Annotated in this window: 17 protein-coding genes; 14 read left to right on the top strand and 3 right to left on the bottom strand. The window is 71.9% G+C overall.

Translation table 11 applies throughout. The features are described 5' to 3' along the window. Positions 1-3 precede the first annotated feature (3 nt). The 3 genes from ACTXG6_RS41925 to ACTXG6_RS41915 are packed head-to-tail and all read left to right on the top strand — an operon-like array spanning position 4 to position 5,117. Positions 4-1,431 (top strand): acyl-CoA dehydrogenase family protein, encoded by a 1,428-nt coding sequence (locus ACTXG6_RS41925; protein WP_445184859.1) that lies wholly within the window; start codon positions 4-6, stop codon positions 1,429-1,431. After that, positions 1,428-3,752 carry a DUF1989 domain-containing protein gene (locus ACTXG6_RS41920; protein WP_445184858.1) on the top strand — a complete coding sequence of 775 codons (2,325 nt, stop codon included), beginning with the start codon at positions 1,428-1,430 and terminating at the stop codon, positions 3,750-3,752. Before ACTXG6_RS41925 ends, ACTXG6_RS41920 begins: the two co-directional genes overlap by 4 nt. A 30-nt stretch (positions 3,753-3,782) precedes the next feature. After that, complete coding sequence (locus tag ACTXG6_RS41915) at positions 3,783-5,117, top strand: NAD(P)-binding domain-containing protein (RefSeq protein ID WP_445184857.1); 1,335 nt, start codon at positions 3,783-3,785, stop codon at positions 5,115-5,117. A gap of 113 nt (positions 5,118-5,230) precedes the next feature. On the opposite strand, the gene ACTXG6_RS41910 is transcribed toward ACTXG6_RS41915, so the two are convergent. Further along, on the bottom strand, positions 5,231-5,983 hold the full coding sequence (locus tag ACTXG6_RS41910) for an IclR family transcriptional regulator (RefSeq protein ID WP_445184856.1): 753 nt from the start codon (positions 5,981-5,983) through the stop codon (positions 5,231-5,233). Positions 5,984-6,022: 39 nt separating this feature from the next. Between ACTXG6_RS41910 and ACTXG6_RS41905 the strand changes: the two genes are divergently transcribed. The 6 genes from ACTXG6_RS41905 to ACTXG6_RS41880 all read left to right on the top strand — a co-directional run bounded on the left by ACTXG6_RS41905 (position 6,023) and on the right by ACTXG6_RS41880 (position 11,308). Continuing rightward, a complete protein-coding gene (locus ACTXG6_RS41905; RefSeq protein WP_445184855.1) occupies positions 6,023-7,438 on the top strand; it encodes an NAD(P)/FAD-dependent oxidoreductase in 1,416 nt (471 codons plus the stop codon). Positions 7,439-7,492: 54 nt separating this feature from the next. Further along, the gene (locus tag ACTXG6_RS41900; RefSeq protein WP_445184854.1) at positions 7,493-8,158 is read left to right on the top strand and encodes a type 1 glutamine amidotransferase; all 666 of its coding nucleotides are present in this window, start codon (positions 7,493-7,495) and stop codon (positions 8,156-8,158) included. Positions 8,159-8,257: 99 nt separating this feature from the next. After that, positions 8,258-9,214, top strand: a complete 957-nt coding sequence (locus tag ACTXG6_RS41895; RefSeq protein WP_445184853.1) for a LysR substrate-binding domain-containing protein — start codon at positions 8,258-8,260, stop codon at positions 9,212-9,214. An 86-nt stretch (positions 9,215-9,300) separates the two neighbouring features. Further along, entirely contained in the window at positions 9,301-9,756 is a 456-nt protein-coding gene (locus ACTXG6_RS41890; RefSeq protein ID WP_445184852.1) for a RidA family protein, read from the top strand. Further along, positions 9,753-10,277: a 3-hydroxyanthranilate 3,4-dioxygenase gene (locus tag ACTXG6_RS41885; RefSeq protein WP_445184851.1), complete on the top strand. Its 525-nt coding sequence runs from the start codon at positions 9,753-9,755 to the stop codon at positions 10,275-10,277. The genes ACTXG6_RS41890 and ACTXG6_RS41885 overlap by 4 nt, the downstream gene beginning before the upstream one ends. Positions 10,278-10,297: 20 nt before the next feature. Then, positions 10,298-11,308, top strand: a complete 1,011-nt coding sequence (locus ACTXG6_RS41880) for an amidohydrolase family protein (protein WP_445184850.1) — start codon at positions 10,298-10,300, stop codon at positions 11,306-11,308. Positions 11,309-11,347: 39 nt separating this feature from the next. Here ACTXG6_RS41880 and ACTXG6_RS41875 read toward each other — a convergent pair whose 3' ends face one another. Further along, entirely contained in the window at positions 11,348-12,199 is an 852-nt protein-coding gene (locus tag ACTXG6_RS41875; RefSeq protein WP_445184849.1) for an arylamine N-acetyltransferase family protein, read from the bottom strand. A gap of 340 nt (positions 12,200-12,539) precedes the next feature. Between ACTXG6_RS41875 and ACTXG6_RS41870 the strand changes: the two genes are divergently transcribed. Continuing rightward, entirely contained in the window at positions 12,540-13,145 is a 606-nt protein-coding gene (locus ACTXG6_RS41870) for a carboxymuconolactone decarboxylase family protein (RefSeq protein WP_445184848.1), read from the top strand. 592 nt (positions 13,146-13,737) lie between these two features. On the opposite strand, the gene sigJ is transcribed toward ACTXG6_RS41870, so the two are convergent. Next, the gene (sigJ, locus tag ACTXG6_RS41865) at positions 13,738-14,637 is read right to left on the bottom strand and encodes an RNA polymerase sigma factor SigJ (protein ID WP_445184847.1); all 900 of its coding nucleotides are present in this window, start codon (positions 14,635-14,637) and stop codon (positions 13,738-13,740) included. Positions 14,638-14,830: 193 nt separating this feature from the next. Here sigJ and ACTXG6_RS41860 point away from each other — a divergent pair, with 193 nt between their 5' ends. Genes ACTXG6_RS41860 through ACTXG6_RS41845 form a run of 4 tightly spaced genes read left to right on the top strand, consistent with a single transcriptional unit; the run spans position 14,831 to position 18,488 of the window. Continuing rightward, positions 14,831-15,205, top strand: coding sequence for a VOC family protein (locus tag ACTXG6_RS41860; RefSeq protein WP_445184846.1), 375 nt, complete (start codon positions 14,831-14,833; stop codon positions 15,203-15,205). A 44-nt stretch (positions 15,206-15,249) separates the two neighbouring features. Continuing rightward, positions 15,250-17,166, top strand: a complete 1,917-nt coding sequence (dnaG, locus tag ACTXG6_RS41855; RefSeq protein WP_445184845.1) for a DNA primase — start codon at positions 15,250-15,252, stop codon at positions 17,164-17,166. Continuing rightward, a complete protein-coding gene (locus tag ACTXG6_RS41850) occupies positions 17,163-17,687 on the top strand; it encodes a hypothetical protein (protein WP_445184844.1) in 525 nt (174 codons plus the stop codon). Before dnaG ends, ACTXG6_RS41850 begins: the two co-directional genes overlap by 4 nt. Before the next feature lie 39 nt (positions 17,688-17,726). Further along, complete coding sequence (locus ACTXG6_RS41845; RefSeq protein WP_445184843.1) at positions 17,727-18,488, top strand: trans-aconitate 2-methyltransferase; 762 nt, start codon at positions 17,727-17,729, stop codon at positions 18,486-18,488. Positions 18,489-18,490: the final 2 nt, after the last annotated feature.

Here is an 18,490-nt window from a genome sequence, read left to right as displayed (position 1 = left end):
GCCATGAACACGCAGACGAAGAGCTGGGCCGGGGGACCGTTCTGGGGGCTCGGTTCGGAATGGGACCCGGACTGGCTGCTCACCGACCGGCACCGCGAGCTGCGGGACACGGTGATCGAGCTGTGCGCCAGCGAGATGCGGGCCAACGCGGAGCGCTCCGACGACGAGCTGCGCTTCCCCCGGCGCAACCTGGAGCTGCTCGGCGAGCACGGCTTCCTGGGCCTCACGGTGCCCGAGGAGTACGGCGGGCTGGGTGCGGACCACCTGGCGTTCGCGCTGGTCGCCGAGGCGATCGCGCGCTACGGCTGCGCGTCCACCGCGATGTGCTTCGTGATGCACACCGCCGCCGTCCAGGCGATCATGCTGCGGCCCACGCCGGAGCTGCTGGACCGCTACATCCGGCCGCTGAACACCGGGCGGATCGGCACCCTGTCCTACTCCGACCCGCGCACCGGCGGCCATTTCTGGTTCCCGATGTCGTCGGCAGCGGAACGGGAGAACGGCTCTTACCGGGTCCGCAAGAGCTCGTCGTGGACCACCTCCGGCGGTTTCGCCGACTTCTACGTCATCCAGACCACCAGCCCCGACTTCACCGGCTACCACGACCTGTCGGTGTTCGTGGTCGACGCCGACGTGGTGGCGGCCAAGCCGTCCACCTGGGACGCCCTGGGGCTGCGCGGCAACCAGTCCGGCGCGGTCGAGGTGGTCGCCGCGCTGGTACCGGAGGACCAGCTGATCGGCCCGGTCGGCGACGGCGCGGAGTCGAACGACGAGGTGGTCGACCCCTGGTTCCTGCTCGGCTCGTCGTCGGTGTGGAACGGCATCGCGATGGGCGCGGTGGACATCGCCAAGCGGCACACCACCGGCCGGGTGCACGACGACACCGGACTGCGGGTGTGCGACTACCCGACCATCCAGGACTACGTCGGCGAGGCGGTGATCGACACCAACACGGCCCGGCTGGCGGCGTTCTCGGTGGCCGCCGCCCTGGACCGGGTCACCGACGGCAACACCAGGGTGCTGCAACCGGGGGACACCGCGCGCGCCGACTACCTGCACTGGTGCTGGCAGCTCAAGTTCACCGCCGCGAAGAACGTCACCGGGGTGGTGGACCGGATGCTGCACGCCTGCGGCGGCTCCGGCTACCGGCGCGACCTGGAGCTGGAGCGCTACCTCCGCGACGGCAAGGCGGGCTGGGTGATGGGGCCGTCGAACGAGGTGCTGCGCCAGTTCGTCGGCCGCTCCGTGCTGCTGGGGTTCGACTCGGTCGACTACTGGAACCAGGCCGTGGACCGGCGCGCACTGGCCAACGAGACGAAGAAGCTGGACGCCGCCGGCAAGCGGGCGCTGGCCGAGCAGCTGCTCGCGGACGCGGCGGCCAGCGAGGCGGCGGCCGCGAAGGCGGCCCGAGCGGAGGAGGCGAAGCCATGACGCTCGCGCCGAACCGACCCCGGCTGTTGCTGCCCGGGCTGCTGCCCCGCGACCCGGGTCTTGAGCGCTACCGGGTGCGCCCCGGCGGGTTGACCGCGGTGCCGATGGCCGCCGGCGACCAGCTCACCGTGCTCGACCCGCAGGGCCGCCAGAGCGCCGAACTCACCTTGCTCGCCGACGGGGCCGGCCTGACCCAGGACGCGCCGGCGACCGTGCTGCGCGAGCTGGCCGCCGCCGGCACGGCCGACCCGGTACTCGGCCTGCTCGCCGGGTTCGGGCTGGACCCGGCACAGGCCAGGGCCGCCCGGCTGTTCGGCGAGTGGTCCCCGGCCGGCGCCACCGAGGTACTCACCGCGGACCGGGACACCGTCGCGCTCGTCGCCGCGCCGGCCCGGCCGATGCGGGTGTCCGACGATGCGGCCAACCCGCCGACCGAGCTGCTGCTGGAACTGCGCCGCGCCGCGCCCCGCCCGCTCGGCGAACCGGTGCTGCCGCCGCCGCTGGCCGAACCGGTGCTGGACCTGCGTATCGACGCCGCCACCGCGACCAGCTACCAGGTCAAGGCCGGCCAGTACATCCAGGTGATCGACGTCGAGGGCCGGCAGTGCTCGGACTTCCTGGCCTTCGCCGAGCGCCGGCTGGACGACGGCGTCGAGAGCGGCCTGGACGCCACCACCACCCGGTACTTCATGGGCAACGCCTACCCACAACCCGGGCTGTACGGGAAGTTCTACGATCCCGACGCCCAGCCGCTGGTGGACATCGTCCGGGACACCGTGGGCCGCCACGACACCTTCGGGCTGGCCTGCAACGCGAAGTACTACGAGGACATGGGCTACCCGGGGCACGTCAACTGCACGGACAACTTCAACGCCCAGCTGGGCGGCTACGGCATCGCGCCCCGGGCCGGCTGGCCGGCGCTGAACCTGTTCTACAACACCGACTTCGACGCCGACCACCAGCTGGTCTTCGACGAGCCGTGGTCGCGCCCGGGCGACTACGTCCTGATGCGCGCGGCCACCGACCTGGTCTGCGCCTCGTCGGCCTGCCCGGACGACATCGACCCGGCGAACGCCTGGGTGCCCACCGACGTGCACGTGCGGGTCTATGACGCGAGGAGGACGTTCTCCATGGCCATCGCGCACCGCGTGACCCCGGAGTCGGAGGCGACGCTGACCAGGGACACCGGTTTCGCGCCCAAGATCAAGGCGCTGACCCGCCAGCTCACCGAGTACCGGGGCTACTGGCTGCCGTCCAGTTTCGACAACCGCGGACCGACCGAGGAGTACTGGGCCTGCCGGGAGCGCGCGGCGGTGATGGACCTGTCCCCGCTGCGCAAGTTCGAGGTGCTCGGACCGGACGCGGAGGCGCTGCTGCAGGCCACGCTGACCCGCAACATCCGCAAGCTCTCGCACGGTCAGGTCGTCTACTCGGCGATGTGCAACGAGACCGGCGGCATGATCGACGACTGCACGGTGTTCCGGCTGGGCGACACGAACTTCCGGTTCGTCGGGGGCGACGAGTACGACGGGGTGTGGCTGCGGGAGCAGGCGGCGCGGCTCGGGCTGGACCGGGTGTGGGTGAAGAACTCCACCGACCAGCTGCACAACATCGCCGTGCAGGGGCCGGCCAGCCGGGAGCTGCTGTCGTCGATCATCTGGACGCCGGGCACCCAGACGGCGTTCACCGACCTGACCTGGTTCCGGTTCGCGATCGGCCGGATCGGCGACCACAACGGCATCCCGCTGCTGATCTCCCGCACCGGCTACTCCGGCGAGCTGGGCTACGAGCTGTGGGTGCACCCGTCCGACGCTCCGGCGCTGTGGGACGCGGTACTGGCGGCCGGCGAGCCGCACGGCCTGGTCCCGCTCGGGCTGGAGGCGCTGGACATGCTGCGGATCGAGGCCGGGCTGGTGTTCGCCGGTTACGACTTCGACGACCAGACCGACCCGTTCGAGGCCGGCATCGGCTTCACCGTGCCGCTGAAGACGAAGGAGGACGACTTCGTCGGCCGCGAGGCGCTGCTGGCCCGCAAGGCGCACCCGCAGCGCACCCTGGTCGGCCTGGAGCTGGCCGGCAACGAGCCCGCCGCGCACGGCGACTGCGTCCATGTGGGGCGCTCCCAGGTCGGCGTGGTCACCAGCGCCACCCGGTCACCGGTGCTGCGCAAGAACATCGCGCTGTGCCGCCTCGCCGTGCAGTACGCCGCGCTCGGTACCGAGGTCGAGGTGGGCAAGTTGGACGGCCACCAGAAGCGCATCCCGGCCACCGTCGTGCGGTTCCCGTTCTACGACCCGGACAAGACCAAGCCCCGTTCCTGACCCACAAGCCCTGACCAGCGGAGGAAGACCATGACACGCGTTGCCATCATCGGGTCGGGGCCCAGTGGGCTGGCCCAGCTGCAGGCGTTCGCCGCCGCCCGTGCGGCCGGCACCGAGATCCCCGAGGTGGTCTGCTTCGAGAAGCAGAGCGACTGGGGCGGGCTGTGGAACTACACCTGGCGCACCGGGCTGGACGAGCACGGTGACCCGGTGCACGGCAGCATGTACCGCTACCTGTGGTCGAACGGGCCGAAGGAGTGCCTGGAGTTCGCCGACTACCCGTTCGACGAGCACTTCGGCAAGCCGATCCCGTCGTTCCCGCCGCGCGAGGTGCTCTACGACTACATCACCGGGCGGGCCGTGCGCAGCGGCGTGCGGGACTTCATCCGGTTCAACACCGCGGTGCGCTGGGTCTCGTGGGACGGCTCGGCGTTCTCGGTGAGTGTAGAAGACAGAGCGGACCGCTCATTCCGCACCGAGGCGTTCGACCACGTCATCGTCGCCACCGGGCACTTCTCCACACCGAACGTGCCGGACTACCCGGGGTTCAAGACGTTCCCGGGGCGGGTGCTGCACTCGCACGACTTCCGGGACGCGAGCGAGTTCGCCGGCAAGGACCTGCTGGTGCTGGGCAGCAGCTACTCGGCGGAGGACATCGCACTGCAGTCGGCCAAGTACGGGGCGAAGTCGGTGACGATCAGCTACCGGTCCGCGCCGATGGGCTTCGGCTGGCCGGACACGATCAGCGAGGTACCCGGGCTGGTCCGGCTGGAGGGCAGGACCGCGCACTTCGTGGACGGCTCCAGCCGCGAGGTGGACGCGATCGTGCTGTGCACCGGCTACCAGCACAACTTCCCGTTCCTGGCCGAGGAGCTGCGGCTGCGCACCGCGAACCTGCTGTGCACACCGAACCTTTACAACGGCGTGCTGTGGATCGACAACCCGCGCCTGATGTACCTCGGCATGCAGGACCAGTACTACACGTTCTCGATGTTCGACCTGCAGGCCTGGTACGCCCGCGACGTGATCCTGGGTCGGCTGCCGGTGCCGCCGAGGTCGGAGATGGCCGAGCACATCGACGGCTGGACGGCCCGGCTGCACACGCTGGCCGACCCGGAGCAGGAGATCGACTACCAGGCCGACTACCTGCGCGACCTGATCAAGGACACCGACTACCCGGCCTTCGACCTCGACCTCACCAGGGAACACTTCAAGACCTGGGAGCACCACAAGGTGGAGAGCATCCTGGGTTACCGGGACCGCTCGTTCTCCTCGCCGTGCACCGGCTCCACCGGCCCGCTGCACCACACCCCGTGGTGGTCCGAGCCGGACGACACCCTGGCCACCTTCCTCCGCACCGACTAGCCGCCGCCCCACCGCACCGAGTAGCCGCCGCACACCCTCTCCGGGTGCCACGCACCCCCCGCAGCGGGTGTGCCGCAACGTGAGAGGGTGTGCGGCCCGGGCGGGGCGGCGGGTCAGACCGTGGTGGCCAGCAGGGCGGCGCGTTCGATCAGGGGGTCGACCGCCGCGAGCATGGCGCGGGGCCGGAAGCGCAGTGCCGGGCCCTGGACACCGAGCACCGCGCGCAGCCGGCCGGCGGCGTCGCACACCGGGGCGGCAACCGCGTTCAGGTCCTCCTCGCGCTCGCCGAGCGCCTGCGCCCAGCCGCGCTCGAGGACCTTGGCGATCTCGGCCGCCAGCGCGGAGCGGTCCACGATGGTCTGCTCGGTGTAGACCGCGAGGTCGCCGTCGGGCAGGGTGCCGCCCCAGGCCAGGAACACCTTGCCGGCGGCGGTCGCGTGCGCGACGCTGTTGCGCCCGATCTCGGCGACGCTGCGCACCGAGCGGGGGCTCTGCACGAAGTCGATGGTGAGCAGGTCGTGCTCGCCGGGCAGCGACAGCGTGCTGGTCTCGCCGGTGAGCTCGGTCAGCTCCTCCAGGTACGGCCGGGACACGGTCCGGATGTCCAGGCTGTCCCGGGCCGCTCCGGCCAACTGCAGGATGCGGACCCCCAGTCGGTAGCGCCCGCTGGACGGCACGTGCTGCACCAGGCCCGCCGAGGCGAGCGTGGACAGCAGCCGGGAGATGCTGCTGACGTTGATCCCGGTGCGCCGGGCGATCTCGTTGGTGCCCAGCTCGGTGCGGGCCTCGGCCAGCGCGTCCAGCACGTCGACCGCCCGCTGGACCGCACCGACCTGACGAGTGGCTGGTCGACCGGTGCGCGCCATAGTAAAGTCCCTTGAGTATCTGGACATGGTGTTGCCGCAATGGATATTAGCCTAGTGGGCGTGCTGCGCAACGTCCGCCTTGCGGCGACCATCGGCGGTTCTTGGGGAGGCGAGGAGTCGATGGCTTCGGAACAGGTCCGGTTCCTGGTGGTCGGAGCGGGCATCCACGGGTTGTCCACGGCTTGGCAGCTGGCTACCCAGCTGCGGGCCAGCGGCCGGGGCGACGGTTCGGACGTGCTGGTGATCGACAAGACCGGGGTCGGCGCCGGCGCTTCCGGCGTGGCCTGCGGGGTGATCCGCAACAACTACTTCCAGCCGGCCATGCGGGAGCTGATGGCGCACTCGGTCGGCGTCTGGGAGTCCGACCCGGAGGCGTTCTCCTACCACCCGGTCGGCTACCTGCAGGCCGCGCCGGAGGCGATGCGTGCCGACGTCGAGCAGATCTACGCGGAACAGAAGGCGATCGGCTACGACTCCGAGCTGGTCCTCGGCGAGCGGGAGTGCCGGGACTACCTGGTCGGCCTCTTCCCGGACTGGCGGGCGCCCGGCATCACCTCGGTGCTGCACGAGAAGCGCGGCGGCTACGCGAACAACGTCGCCTCGCTCAAGGGGCTGGCGGCCAAGGCGGAGGCGGCCGGGGTGCGGATCCGGTCCGGCGTGCGGGTCACCGGCCTGAGCATGCGCGACGGCGCGGTCGAGGCGGTGCGCACCGACAGCGGGGAGATCCGCTGTGAGCAGCTGGTGCTCGCCGCCGGCCCGTGGATCCGCGACCTGTGGGCGATGCTGGAACTGCCGGACCGGATCCCGGTCACCGGCCCGGACGGTACGGTGCACCCGGACCAGCCGATGTGGACCTACTGGGCGCTGCAGGAGGGCACCCTGGGCGTAGACCCCGGCGAGTTCACCGCGCGCGACGGCGGGCTGCCGCCCGTGGTGCACATCGACTCCGACCAGCCGCTCTACGACGACACCGACGGCAGCCTGGTCACCGAGGCGATGTGGGGCATCTACTACAAGCCGGACTTCAACTTCGGCGGCGTGCAGGGCGGTGCCGCGCCGGTGCTCGTGCCACGCCCGGCGCCGGAGGTCGACGTCGACCCGTACGGCACGCAGAGTCCGGAGTTCGTGGTCGGCGACGAGTTCGTCCGGATGTGGACCGCCGCGCTGGCGCACTGCCACGAGCGGTTCGCCGGCTGCCTGGCGCGGTACAAGCGGGAGCCCTCCGGCGGGATCGGCGCCTTCACCCCGGACAGCTTCCCGGTGTTCGACCGGTTCCGGGGCAACGCCTACGTCATCGCCGACTCCAACCACGGCTACAAGATGATCGGCGTCGGCGAGCTGGTGGCACGTGAGCTGCTCGGAGAGCCGCAGCCGCTGCTCGAGCCGTTCCGGTTCGACCGGTACGCCAGCGGGCGGCTGCACCCTGTGAGCAACTCACCATTTCCCTGGAGCTAGCCCGGCGCTGACACTGGTCGGACCGGTACTACAGCGGGAGGTCGTGGAGTGCGGGTGCTGTTCGTGCAACATCAGGCGGACTGCCCACCGGGTCTGGTGGGGGATCGGCTGATCGAGCTGGGCTGCCAGCTCGACGTGGTGGATGCGAGGTCGCCCCTGCCGGACCCGACGGGCTACCAGCTGGTGGTGCCGCTGGGCTCGGAGGATTCGGCGGCCGACGAGTCGGTGCCGTACCTGCGCGCGGAGTGGGCGTTGCTGGACGCCGCCATCGCGGCCGGCATCCCGGTATTCGGCATCTGCTTCGGTGCACAGCTGCTCTGCCGGGTGCTCGGCGGCACGGTCGGCCCGGCGCCCGGTGGCCCGGAGGTCGACTGGATGTCGGTGGAGGTGGACGGGCCGGACGAGGTGCTGGCGGGGCCGTGGCTGAGCTGGCACCACGACGCGCTGGTCCCGCCCCCGGGCTCCGCTCTCGCCCACAGCGCCGCCGGCAACCAGGCGTACGTGGTGGGGCGCAATGTCGGCGTGCAGTTCCACCCGGAGGCCACCTCGGTGGCCGCGAAGGCCTGGGCGGTGGGCGACGCGGCGACGCTCAAGCAGCTCGGCATCGACCCGGCCGAGCTGGTGGGGCGGGTCGAGGACGGGGAGCCGGCGCGGGCGCGGGTCGCCGCGCTGGTCGACTGGGTGCTCGCCCGCACCGGACTGGCCGAGCGCACCTCGTGAGTGGCGAGTGGTCCGCTGGGACCACTCGCCACTCACGGCTGGTTCGCGCCGCCGGTCGGACCGGATGCCGGTATAGCCATCTGGGCATAACGTGGCCGGATGGAAGCGGACCGGCTGCTCGACGGGCGTCTCAAACTGCGGCACCTCGTGCTGGTCGCGACCATCGCCGAGCAGGGCAGCGTGGTGCGGGCCGCCGAGTCGCTGCGGGTCACCCAGCCCGTGGTCACCAGGGGACTGCGCGAGCTGGAGGCGATCCTGGGCGTCGAGCTGTTCGACCGGGGGCCCAGGGGGGTCAGCCCGACGGTCTACGGCACGGCGTTCCTGGCGCACGCGCAGGCGGTGCTGACCCAGGTCCGCCAGGCCGGCCAGCACATCGCCGAGCTGCGCGAGGGCCAGGCCGGTTCGGTCACCGTCGGAACGCACCTGGCCGGCTCGAACGTGCTGCTGCCCCGGGCGATCTCGCGGCTCAAGCGGGCCCGCCCGGGGCTGCGGGTGATCGTCCGGGAGGCCACCCCCGACGTACTGGTCGCGGACCTGCTGGTGGGCCGGATCGACCTCACGGTGGGGCGGCTGACCTCGCGCGACGACGGCGACCGCACCGAGCGGATCCGGCTGTACCACGAGCCGGTCCGGCTGGTCACCCGCGCCGGCCACCCGGCGCTGTCCGGCCCGTGCCCGGCGCTGCCCGCGTTGTTGGCCTACCCGTGGGTGCTGCCGGTGGACCAGACCGCGCTGCGCGGTGAGCTGGAGGAGGTGTTCTCGGCGCAGGGGCTGCCACTGCCGCCGGACCGGGTGGAGTGCACCTCGATGCCGACCCTGCGGAGCCTGCTCCTGGACAGCGACGCGATCGCCGCGCTGCCGATGCTCATCGCGGACGAGGACGACCGGCTGGCCATGCTGGACACCCCGCTGCGGTCGGTGTCGCGCCTGGTCGGGGTGACCGTCGCGCGCAACCGGGCGCCGAGTCCGGGCGCCGCCCTGCTGCTCGAGCAGCTGCGCGAGGTGGCGGCGGAGATCCGGGTCCGGCTGGGTACCGGTGCGGACATGCTCGAATAGGCATATCGACAAACCGGCTCGGCATTGGACGGGCACCGTCGATCGGCAGGAGCATGGGGACCTGCTCGTCGTCGACGGAGGGCCGCATGACCAGTGCTCAGGTGGTCGCCGGGAAGGCCACGCCGCGGGGCCGGTTCCCGCACGTCAAGGTGGTCGGTGAGGTGGTCTACGTGTCGGGCACCAGCAGCCGGCGCCCGGACAACACCATCGCCGGCGCCCAGGTCGACGAGCTGGGCACCACCCGTCTCGACATCCGCGAGCAGACCAGGGCGGTGATCGAGAACATCCGCGACATCCTGCGCGCGGTCGGCGCCGAGCTGACCGACCTGGCCCAGCTCACCAGCTACCTGGTCAACATGAACGACTTCGCCGGCTACAACGAGGTCTACGGCGAGTACTTCGACGAGACCGGACCGGCCCGAACCACCGTGGCGGTGCACCAGCTGCCGCACCCGCACCTGCTCATCGAGATCCAGGCGATCGCCCACCTGCCGCGCGCCGACCTGGCGGGCGGCACCGGCCGAGAGGAGACCCAGCCATGACCGGGATACCCGCCGTGGTCAACTTCACCAAGTGGGTCGCCGAGCACGAGCACCTGCTCAAGCCGCCGGTCAACAACAAGCAGATGTGGGAGCGCACCGGCGACTTCATCGTCCAGGTCGTGGGCGGCCCCAACCAGCGCACCGACTTTCACGTCGACCCCTACGAGGAGTGGTTCTACCAGGTCAGGGGCAACATGCACGTGGACATCGTGACGCCGGACGGGCCACAGCGGGTGGACATCGAGGAGGGTGACATGTGGCTGCTGCCGGCCAACACCCCGCACTCGCCGCAGCGCCCCGAACCCGGCTCCATCGGGCTGGTGATCGAGCGCATCCGCGAGGAGGGCACCCTGGAGAAGTTCCAGTGGTACTGCCTGAGCTGCCACGAGCTGCTGCACGAGGTCGAGCTGCAGGTCCGCGACATCGTGGCCGACCTGCCCCCGGTGTTCCAGGAGTTCTACGCCGACGAACAGGCCCGGACCTGCGACCGGTGCGGCGCTCTGCACCCGGGCCGCGGCTGACCGGCCGGGCCGCGCCGCCGATGAGCACGATCGATGTGCACACCCACTACGTGCCGAGGAGCTGGCCGGACCTGTCGGCGGCCGCCGGGCCCGGCGAGGACTGGCCGTGGCCCCGGCTGGAGTCCGAGCGCGACGTCACCATCATGATCCGGTCGACGGAGTTCCGCCGGATCGAGGCCAACTGCTGGGACGCCGAGACCCGGCTGGCCGACATGGACGCCGACGGGGTGGACGTGCAGGTGGTGTCCCCGACGCCGGTGTTCTTCAGCTACACCCGCCCCGGCGATCAGGCGCTCAAGGTGGCCCGGATCTTCAACGACCTGGCGCTGGAGATCTGCGCCCCGGCGCCGGACCGGTTCTGGCCGCTGTGCCAGGTGCCGCTGCAGGACCCCGACCTGGCCTGCGCCGAGCTGGACCGCTGCCTCGCCGCCGGCCACCTCGGGGTGGAGATCGGCAACCACGTCGGGGACCGCGACCTGGACGACGCCGGCATCGTGACGTTCCTGCAGCACTGCGCCCGGGTCGGCGCGCCGGTGCTGGTGCACCCGTGGGACATGCCGAGCTCGCCCCGGCTGAACCGGTGGATGGCGCAGTGGCTCACCGGCATGCCCGCCGAGTCGCACCTGTCCATCCTGGCGCTGGTGCTCGGCGGGGTGTTCGACCAGGTGCCGGAGTCACTGCGGATCTGCTTCGCGCACGGCGGCGGCTCGTTCCCGTTCTGGGTGGGCCGGATGGACAACGCCTGGCACCGCCGCCCGGACCTGGTCGGCACCTCGGAGTACCCGCCGTCGCACTACCTCGACCGGTTCAGCGTGGACACCGTGGTCTTCGCCGAGCCGGCGCTGCGGCTGCTGGTCGACACCGTCGGTGTGGACCGGGTGATGCTCGGCAGCGACTACCCGTACCCGCTCGGGGAGCGGCCGGTCGGCCAGCTGGTCCGCGGCGCGCCCTTCCTCACCGAGCCGGCCCGGGCCCAGCTGCTCGGCGGCAACGCGGCCCGGTTCCTCGGGCGCCCCGTCACAGTGGGCTGAGCTGGGGGCTGAGCGGCGGGCTGAGCTGGGGGGAGCCGCTCAGGCGTGCTCCGGGTGCTGGCTGAGCCGGGCCCGCAGCTCGGCCATCTCGCCCCGGTCCAGCACCACGTCCAGTGAGCGCAGGGTGTCCTCCAGCTGCTCCAGTGGCACCGGTGTCTGCTCGAGGCGGCCGTCCGCGTGCTCGACCGTGAGTGTGTTGCCGATCAGCCGGCGGCCCAGACCCGGCTCGAGGCGCATCACGATGAGCTGGTGGGTGAACGGCGAGCTGGGGTGGGTGCACACGTAGTGGTGGGCCACCTCGTAGTCGATCGGGCGCTGTTCGTCGTTCTCGTCGAACGCGTGCTGGGGTTCCCAGCCCTGCGCGGTCTGCTTGGCCAGCGTCCAGGTCCGGTCGTGGCGGGTCAGCCGGTGCTTCCAGCCGGCCTGGTCGGCGACGGTCCCGTCGCGCAGCGGCATCGTGCTGAGCAGGCCGGAGCCGAAGCCGACGTCAACCAGGTAGTCACTGCCGTCCGCGCGCACCTTCAGCGACATGTGCGTGCGCGGGCCGACGCGGTGCGGCTGCACCCGGGAGATCAGCCGGGACACCCCGTAGCCGAGCTGCTCCGCGACCGCGGCGAACAGCAGCGCGTGCTCGAAGCAGTAGCCACCCCGCCGGCGGCGGACGAGCTTGTCGGTGACCGCCTGCAGCCCGATGCCCCGATGGGCGCCGAGCACGACGTCGACGTTCTCGAACGGGATGGTGCGCACGTGCGCCTCGTGCAGCGACCGCAGTGCGTCGGCGGTGGGTGGCAGCCGGGGGTGCTCGACGCGCGCCAGGTACTCGCCCACGTCGACGAGCTCGACGTCCCAACCCGTCCCGGTGGGCACTGTGCGCTCGATGCGGCTGCTCATGGGTAAAGGTTGCTCCCTGAACCGCACTTGAGGTCAAGAGTTGACGCCATCGGTTTTCCCCGATCGGGCGGCCCCGGTCCCGAGGCGCGGCGGAGGTGCGGCCGGCGGACGGGGTGAGGTCGGTGGACGCCCGGCTGTGCACCCCGCCGACTCGGTGCTTGGCGCGTTCTGCGCGGTGGGTGCGGTCCGGAACGAGGCCCGGGACGGGCGGCCCGGGGTGCGGACCGGCGAGTTGTACGCGGGCGTTGGCCCCGCCCGGCTGACGGGAGTTGTTCCCGGGCTGTCACATCCGGCGGGCCCGTTCCGTCCGAGGCGTGATAGTCGAGTCGAGGAGGACACGATGACCCGTGTTCCCGCCGTGCCGGCCGGGGAGGCCGGCCTGCTCGGCCGCCTGGTGTACCGGTACGCCAAGCGCCGCTTCGGTGCGGTGCCCGAGCCGTTCGCCGTGGTGCGCCGGCACCGCAAGCTGTTCTGGGCCACCCTCGTCGCGGAGGTGGCGTACGAGCGGGCCGCGCGCGTCCTGCCGGCGAGCGTGCGTGACCTGGCGGTCTACCGGGTGGCGACCAACGTGGGCTGCTCCTGGTGCGTGGACTTCGGCACCATGCTGCAACGCCACCAGGGCTTGGACATCGACCGGCTCACCGACATCGACCGGTACCGGCGCAGCCCGCTGTTCACCGGGGACGAGCGGCTGGCGCTGGGCTATGCCGATGCGATGTGCGCCCAGCCGATGGCGGTGACCGACGAGCTGGTCGAGCAACTCGTCGAGCGGTTCGGCCGGGCCGGGACGATCGAGTTGACCCAGGTGATCGCGCTGGAGGACCAACGCGCCCGGTTCAACCACGCACTCGGCCTTACCGACCAGGGCTTCACCTCGGGCGAGGCCTGCCGGGTGCCCATACCGCTGCGACCGACACCGCCGGCACAGACGGGGTCGCCGACCTAGTGCCCCGCGCCGGAAATCTGCGCAATAATTCCGTCGCCCAGACGGCGCCTGGCGGCGTTGCCGCCCTGGCGGATACGCCCGGTATGAGCTGCGGGCGGCGCCTTGCCAGCCACCATCTGAATCACCGGACTTATCACACGAATTTCCGGCGCGGGACACTAGGGATCCTCGGACTTCGGCGCAGCGGGTGGTGGGTGTTGGGGGGGTGACGCCGCGTCACCGACCGGGCAGCCCGGTGCCCCGACCCTGGTGCGACTGGCGCGTCCCTTGTCACCGAGACCAACGCCAGTCCGGAAATTTTCGCAGAGAACCAGACTCACGTCGACCTCGATGCAGTCCCCCTCCGAGTCTGCGGCCCGAGTCATCGGCCCGTCACCGACAGTGACTGCCGCAGCCCCACCCCGACCACAGACCGAGCCCCAGCCCGATACCAACAAATCAAGTCGCTCAGCGGAATGCCCAGCTCAGCCACCACCTCGGCGGTCCGAGGCGCAGCCTCACCGGGAGGGTCCTGAACAATGCATGCTCTGCTGCGCGGCGCCCAGTCGCGCTTCCCGACGTTGGCGTCGCGGCCGACACCGCCGGTACAGACCTAGCGCCGGGGCCGGTCCAGCGCGGCGGCCAGCTTCGCGGGGTTGAGCACCGTGTAGATCGCCGCGATCCGGCCGTCCTGGACGCTGAAGACGGACACCGACTCGGGAGCGCCGCCCCGCCCGCCGCCGGAGCGGTAGCCCTGCTCGCCGTTGACGAGCACCGGTGACCAGCCGGCGAGCAGGTCGCCGCCGTAGCGGTTGGTGAGGCCGAGCAGCAGCCGGGCCACCTTCTCCGCACCGTGGATGACGCGCCGGGCCGCCGGCGTCATGCCGCCGCTGTCGTTGATCAGCACCGCGTCCGGGTGCAGCAGTGCGACCAGCCCCTGGATGTCGCCGCGGGCCAACGCCTCGGCGACCGCACCGAGCAGCCGCATCTGCTCGGCGGCGGCGGCCCGGGGCGGCGGCTGCGTCGCGGCGACGGCTCGGCGGGCCCGCGAGGCGTGCTGGCGGGCCGTCGCCGTCGAGCAGTCGAGTACCTGGGCGATCTCCTCGAAGGGCAGTGCCAGCGCGTCGTGCAGCACGAACGCCACCCGCTGCGGCGGGGTGAGCTGGTCCAGCACGACCATGGCGGCCATCCGGACCTCCTCGTCGCGGACCAGTACCGCGAGCGGGTCGTCCTCGGCGGCGGTGGAGACCACCGGCTCGGGCAGCCACGGGCCGACGTAGCTCTCCCGGCGCGCGCTGGCCGAGCGCAGCCGGTCCAGGCAGAGCCGGCCGACCACGGTGGTCAGCCAGCCACGCGGATCCCTGATCTCGGCGCGCTCGGCGTCGCTGAGCCGGTTCAACCGCAGCCACGCGTCCTGCACCGCGTCCTCGGCGTCGGCGAGGCTGCCGGTCATCCGGTAGCCCACGCTGACCAGATGAGCGCGGTGTTCCTCGATGTCGGACGCTATCGACACGCCGCTGACGTTACCGCCCCGTGATGTCGTACCGGCAAACGGTCGAGGGCGTCGCGCCGAGCTCGCCGGTCGGCGCGGTGGACGGATCGTACGTACGGACTGTCTGCCGGGGTCGTACGGCGAGCGGTCTCTTCGCTCGGAACTGGCTCGGAACTGGCTCGGAATAGTGGGTGGCCGTCGCTACGGTGCTGTCATGACCCCGATCGCCCGGCTGAGCGTGGTCGCGCTCGACTGTCCGGACCCAACTGCCCTGGCCCGGTTCTACACCGACCTCACCGGTTGGCCGGTGGACCCCGGCGAGCAGGACGATGACTGGGTGCAGCTGCGCCCCGGCGCCGGCGCGACGGCGATCGCGTTCCAGCGCGTGCCGGGCCATCGGCCGCCGACCTGGCCGGGTGACGAGCGCGCGCAGCAACTGCACCTGGACTTCGAGGTGCCCGACCTGGACGAGGGCGAGCGGCGGGTGCTCGAGATCGGCGCCCGCAAGGCCGAGATGCAGCCGGGTAAGACGTGGCGGGTGTACCTCGATCCCGCCGGCCACCCGTTCTGCCTGGTCCTCGGGGCCTGACCGGTCGCGGCGGAGCCGTCAGGGCACCGGCATAGACTCGGGCCGTGGCTGGTCGGATCAGGGACGCGGACATCGCCCAGGTCCGCGAGCGCGCTCGGATCGATGAGGTCGTCGGCGAGTACGTGGCGCTGCGCCGCGCGGGCGCCGGCTCACTGAAGGGCCTGTGCCCGTTCCACGACGAGAAGTCGCCCTCGTTCAACGTCCGCCCGACGCACGGCACCTTCCACTGCTTCGGCTGTGGCGAGGGCGGCAGCGTGATCGACTTCGTGATGAAGATCGAGCACCTTGGTTTTGTCGAGGCCGTCGAGCGGCTGGCCGACCAGGTCGGCGTGCGGCTGACCTACGAGGGCGGCGGCGCCTCGGTCCAGCGGGAGAAGGGCACCCGCACCCGGTTGCTGGAGGCGAACCGGCGGGCCGCCGAGTTCTACGTCGAGCGGCTGCACACCCCGGAGGCGGCGCCGGCGATCCAGTTCCTGACCGGCCGGGGGTTCGACGCGGCGTCGGCCCAGTACTTCGGTTGCGGCTTCGCCCCCTCGGAGTGGGACGGGCTGACCAAACACCTGCTGGCCGCCGGCTTCAACCTCGAGGAGCTGTACAAGGCCGGGCTGTCCAAAGAGGGTCGCCGGGGCCCGATCGACCGGTTCCGCCGCCGGCTGCTCTGGCCGATCCGCGACCTCGGCGGCGAAGTGGTCGGCTTCGGCGCGCGCCGGCTCTTCGACGACGACCCGATCGAGGCGAAGTACCTCAACACCGCCGACTCGCCGGTCTACCGCAAGACACACGTGCTGTTCGGGCTCGACCTGGCCAAGCGGGAGATCGCCCGGCGCCGCCAGGTCGTGGTGGTCGAGGGCTACACCGACGTGATGGCCATGCACCAGGCCGGAGTGACCACCGCGGTGGCCTCCTGCGGCACCGCGTTCGGCAGCGAGCACGTGTCGGTGCTGCGCCGGCTCATCGGCGACGACTCGTTCGACCTCGGCGAGATGATCTACCTGTTCGACGGTGACGACGCCGGTCAGGCCGCCGCGCTGAAGGCGTTCGAAGGGGAGCAGCAGTTCGTCGGGCAGACCTTCGTGGCGATCGCCCCGGACCGGCTCGACCCGTGCGAGCTGCGGCAGCGCTCCGGTGACACCGCCGTCCGGGACCTGGTGGCCCGGCGGGAGCCGCTGTTCGAGTTCGCCATCCGCAGCCTGCTCCGCGACTACGACCTGGACACCACGGAGGGGCAGGTCAGCGCGCTGCGCCGGACCGTTCCGCTGGTGGCCCAGATCAAGGACCGGTCGCTGCGGGACGGGTACGCCCGCCGGCTGGCCGGCTGGGTGGGCTGGTCCGAAGAGGCGACGGTGGTGCAGCGGGTCCGGGAGACCGCCGGCGTGCCGACCGAGCGGCCGAAGGTGGTCCTGCGCACCGGCGCGGCGAGCGAGACCGGCTCGGTCACCGGATCACCGAACGGCGCGGCGAACGGGGTGGTGCGCCCGGCCCCGGACGACCCGAAGCTGCGGCTGCAGCGCGAGGCACTCAAGGCGGCGCTGCAGGTGCCCGGGGTGGCCGGCCCGGCCTACGACGAGCTCCCCGAGGAGAGCTTCACCCACCCCGCGTACGTGGCCGTGCACCAGGGCATCCGGGCTGCCGGTGGCACCGCGGCCGGCCTGGAGGGCACCACGTGGCTCGAGGCCATCGGCGCACAGTGCCAGGCCACGCTGCGCTCGCTGCTCACCGAGCTGGCCGTGGAGCCGCTGCGGATGGCCACTAAGCACGACGGCGCCCCCCGCTACGTCGGCAGCGTGCTGGCCGGGCTGCAGGGCGCCATGGTGGAACGGCAGGTCGCCGAGCTGAAGTCCCGGCTGCAACGCACCTCGCCGGTCAGCGACGCGGAGGAGTACCACGCGCTGTTCGGCGACCTGGTGGCTCTGGAGCAGTACCGCCAGGCATTGCGGGTGCGCTCGCTGGGCTCGCTGTGAGTCGGTTGCCGCGTTGGCGACGACTGCTCGGCGGCGAGCAGCTGCCGGACGGGTTCGCTGGTCGGCTGGACGCCGAGGAGCGCGTGCTGGCCGTCGCGGAGATGGTCGGCGGTGGCCACCTGGTGGTCACCTCGTACGGGGTGTGGCTGCCGGACGGGCGGCGGATCGGCTGGCAGCTGGTCAGCAAGGCCACCTGGTCCGACGGCACGCTGACCGTGGTCGAGGCCGAGGAGTTCGACAGCACCGGCGAGGTGGTGCTGCTGCGTGACCTGCCGCCCCGGCGGCTGCGGCTGGCCGAGCCCGGCGGCGTGCCGGAAGCGGTGTACAAGCGGGTGGAGTCCTCGATCAGGTACCGGCACCACCGTGAGCTGCCCGGCGGCGGCGCCTGGTTCGTGCAGCGCAGCGTGCCCGGTCGGGACGGGCTGCTGCTGCAGGTCCGGGCCGATCCGGGCACCGATCTCGCCGCGGTCCGGCGGGTCGCCACCGAGGTGGCCGGCAAGCTGAGACAGGCGCGGGACTAGGGCGCTGCGCCGCTGCCGGGGGCTGAATACGATCAGTCAATGGCCTGGGATCCCACGGTGTACCTGACCTTCGACGACGACCGGTCACGGCCGTTCCACGACCTGGTGGCACGCATCGGTGCCACCGAACCGCGCCGGGTGGTGGACCTGGGCTGCGGGCCCGGCCACCTCACCGGACTGCTGGCGGCCCGCTGGCCGGACGCAGAGCTGGACGCGCTGGATTCCTCACCGGAGATGGTGGCCGACGCCCAGGCGCGTGGGGTGGCGGCGCGGGTGGCCGACGTGCGGGACTGGCACCCCGGCGAGACCGACGACGTGGTGGTGACCAACGCGGTCCTGCAGTGGGTGCCGGAGCACGCCGAGCTGTTGGTGAGCTGGGTGGCCGGGATGCCCAAGAACGGCTGGTTCGCGATGCAGGTACCCGGCAACTTCAACGCGCCCTCGCACGCGCTGCTGCGTGAGTTGCTGGCGGAGCCGGCGTGGCGCGGCAGGGTGACCGTCCGCGACGAACTGGCGGTGTCAACGCCGACCGAGTACGCCGACTCGGTGGCCGACCTCGGCGCCGAGGTGGACGCCTGGGAGACCACGTACCTGCACCGGTTGACCGGTACCGACCCGGTGCTGACCTGGATGACCGGCACGGCGCTGCGCCCGGTGCGGGCCGCGCTGGACGACACGGAGTGGGACCGGTTCCGGGCCGAGCTGGCCCCCCGGCTGCGGACCGCCTACCCGGCCCGGTCGGACGGCACCACCTGGTTCCCGTTCCGGCGGATCTTCGTGGTGGCCCGCGCCGGCGGCTGACC

This window comes from Pseudonocardia sp. Cha107L01 (assembly GCF_052566575.1).
Note: the sequence above shows the minus strand (reverse complement) of the source record. Positions and strands in the feature narration are given on the sequence as shown.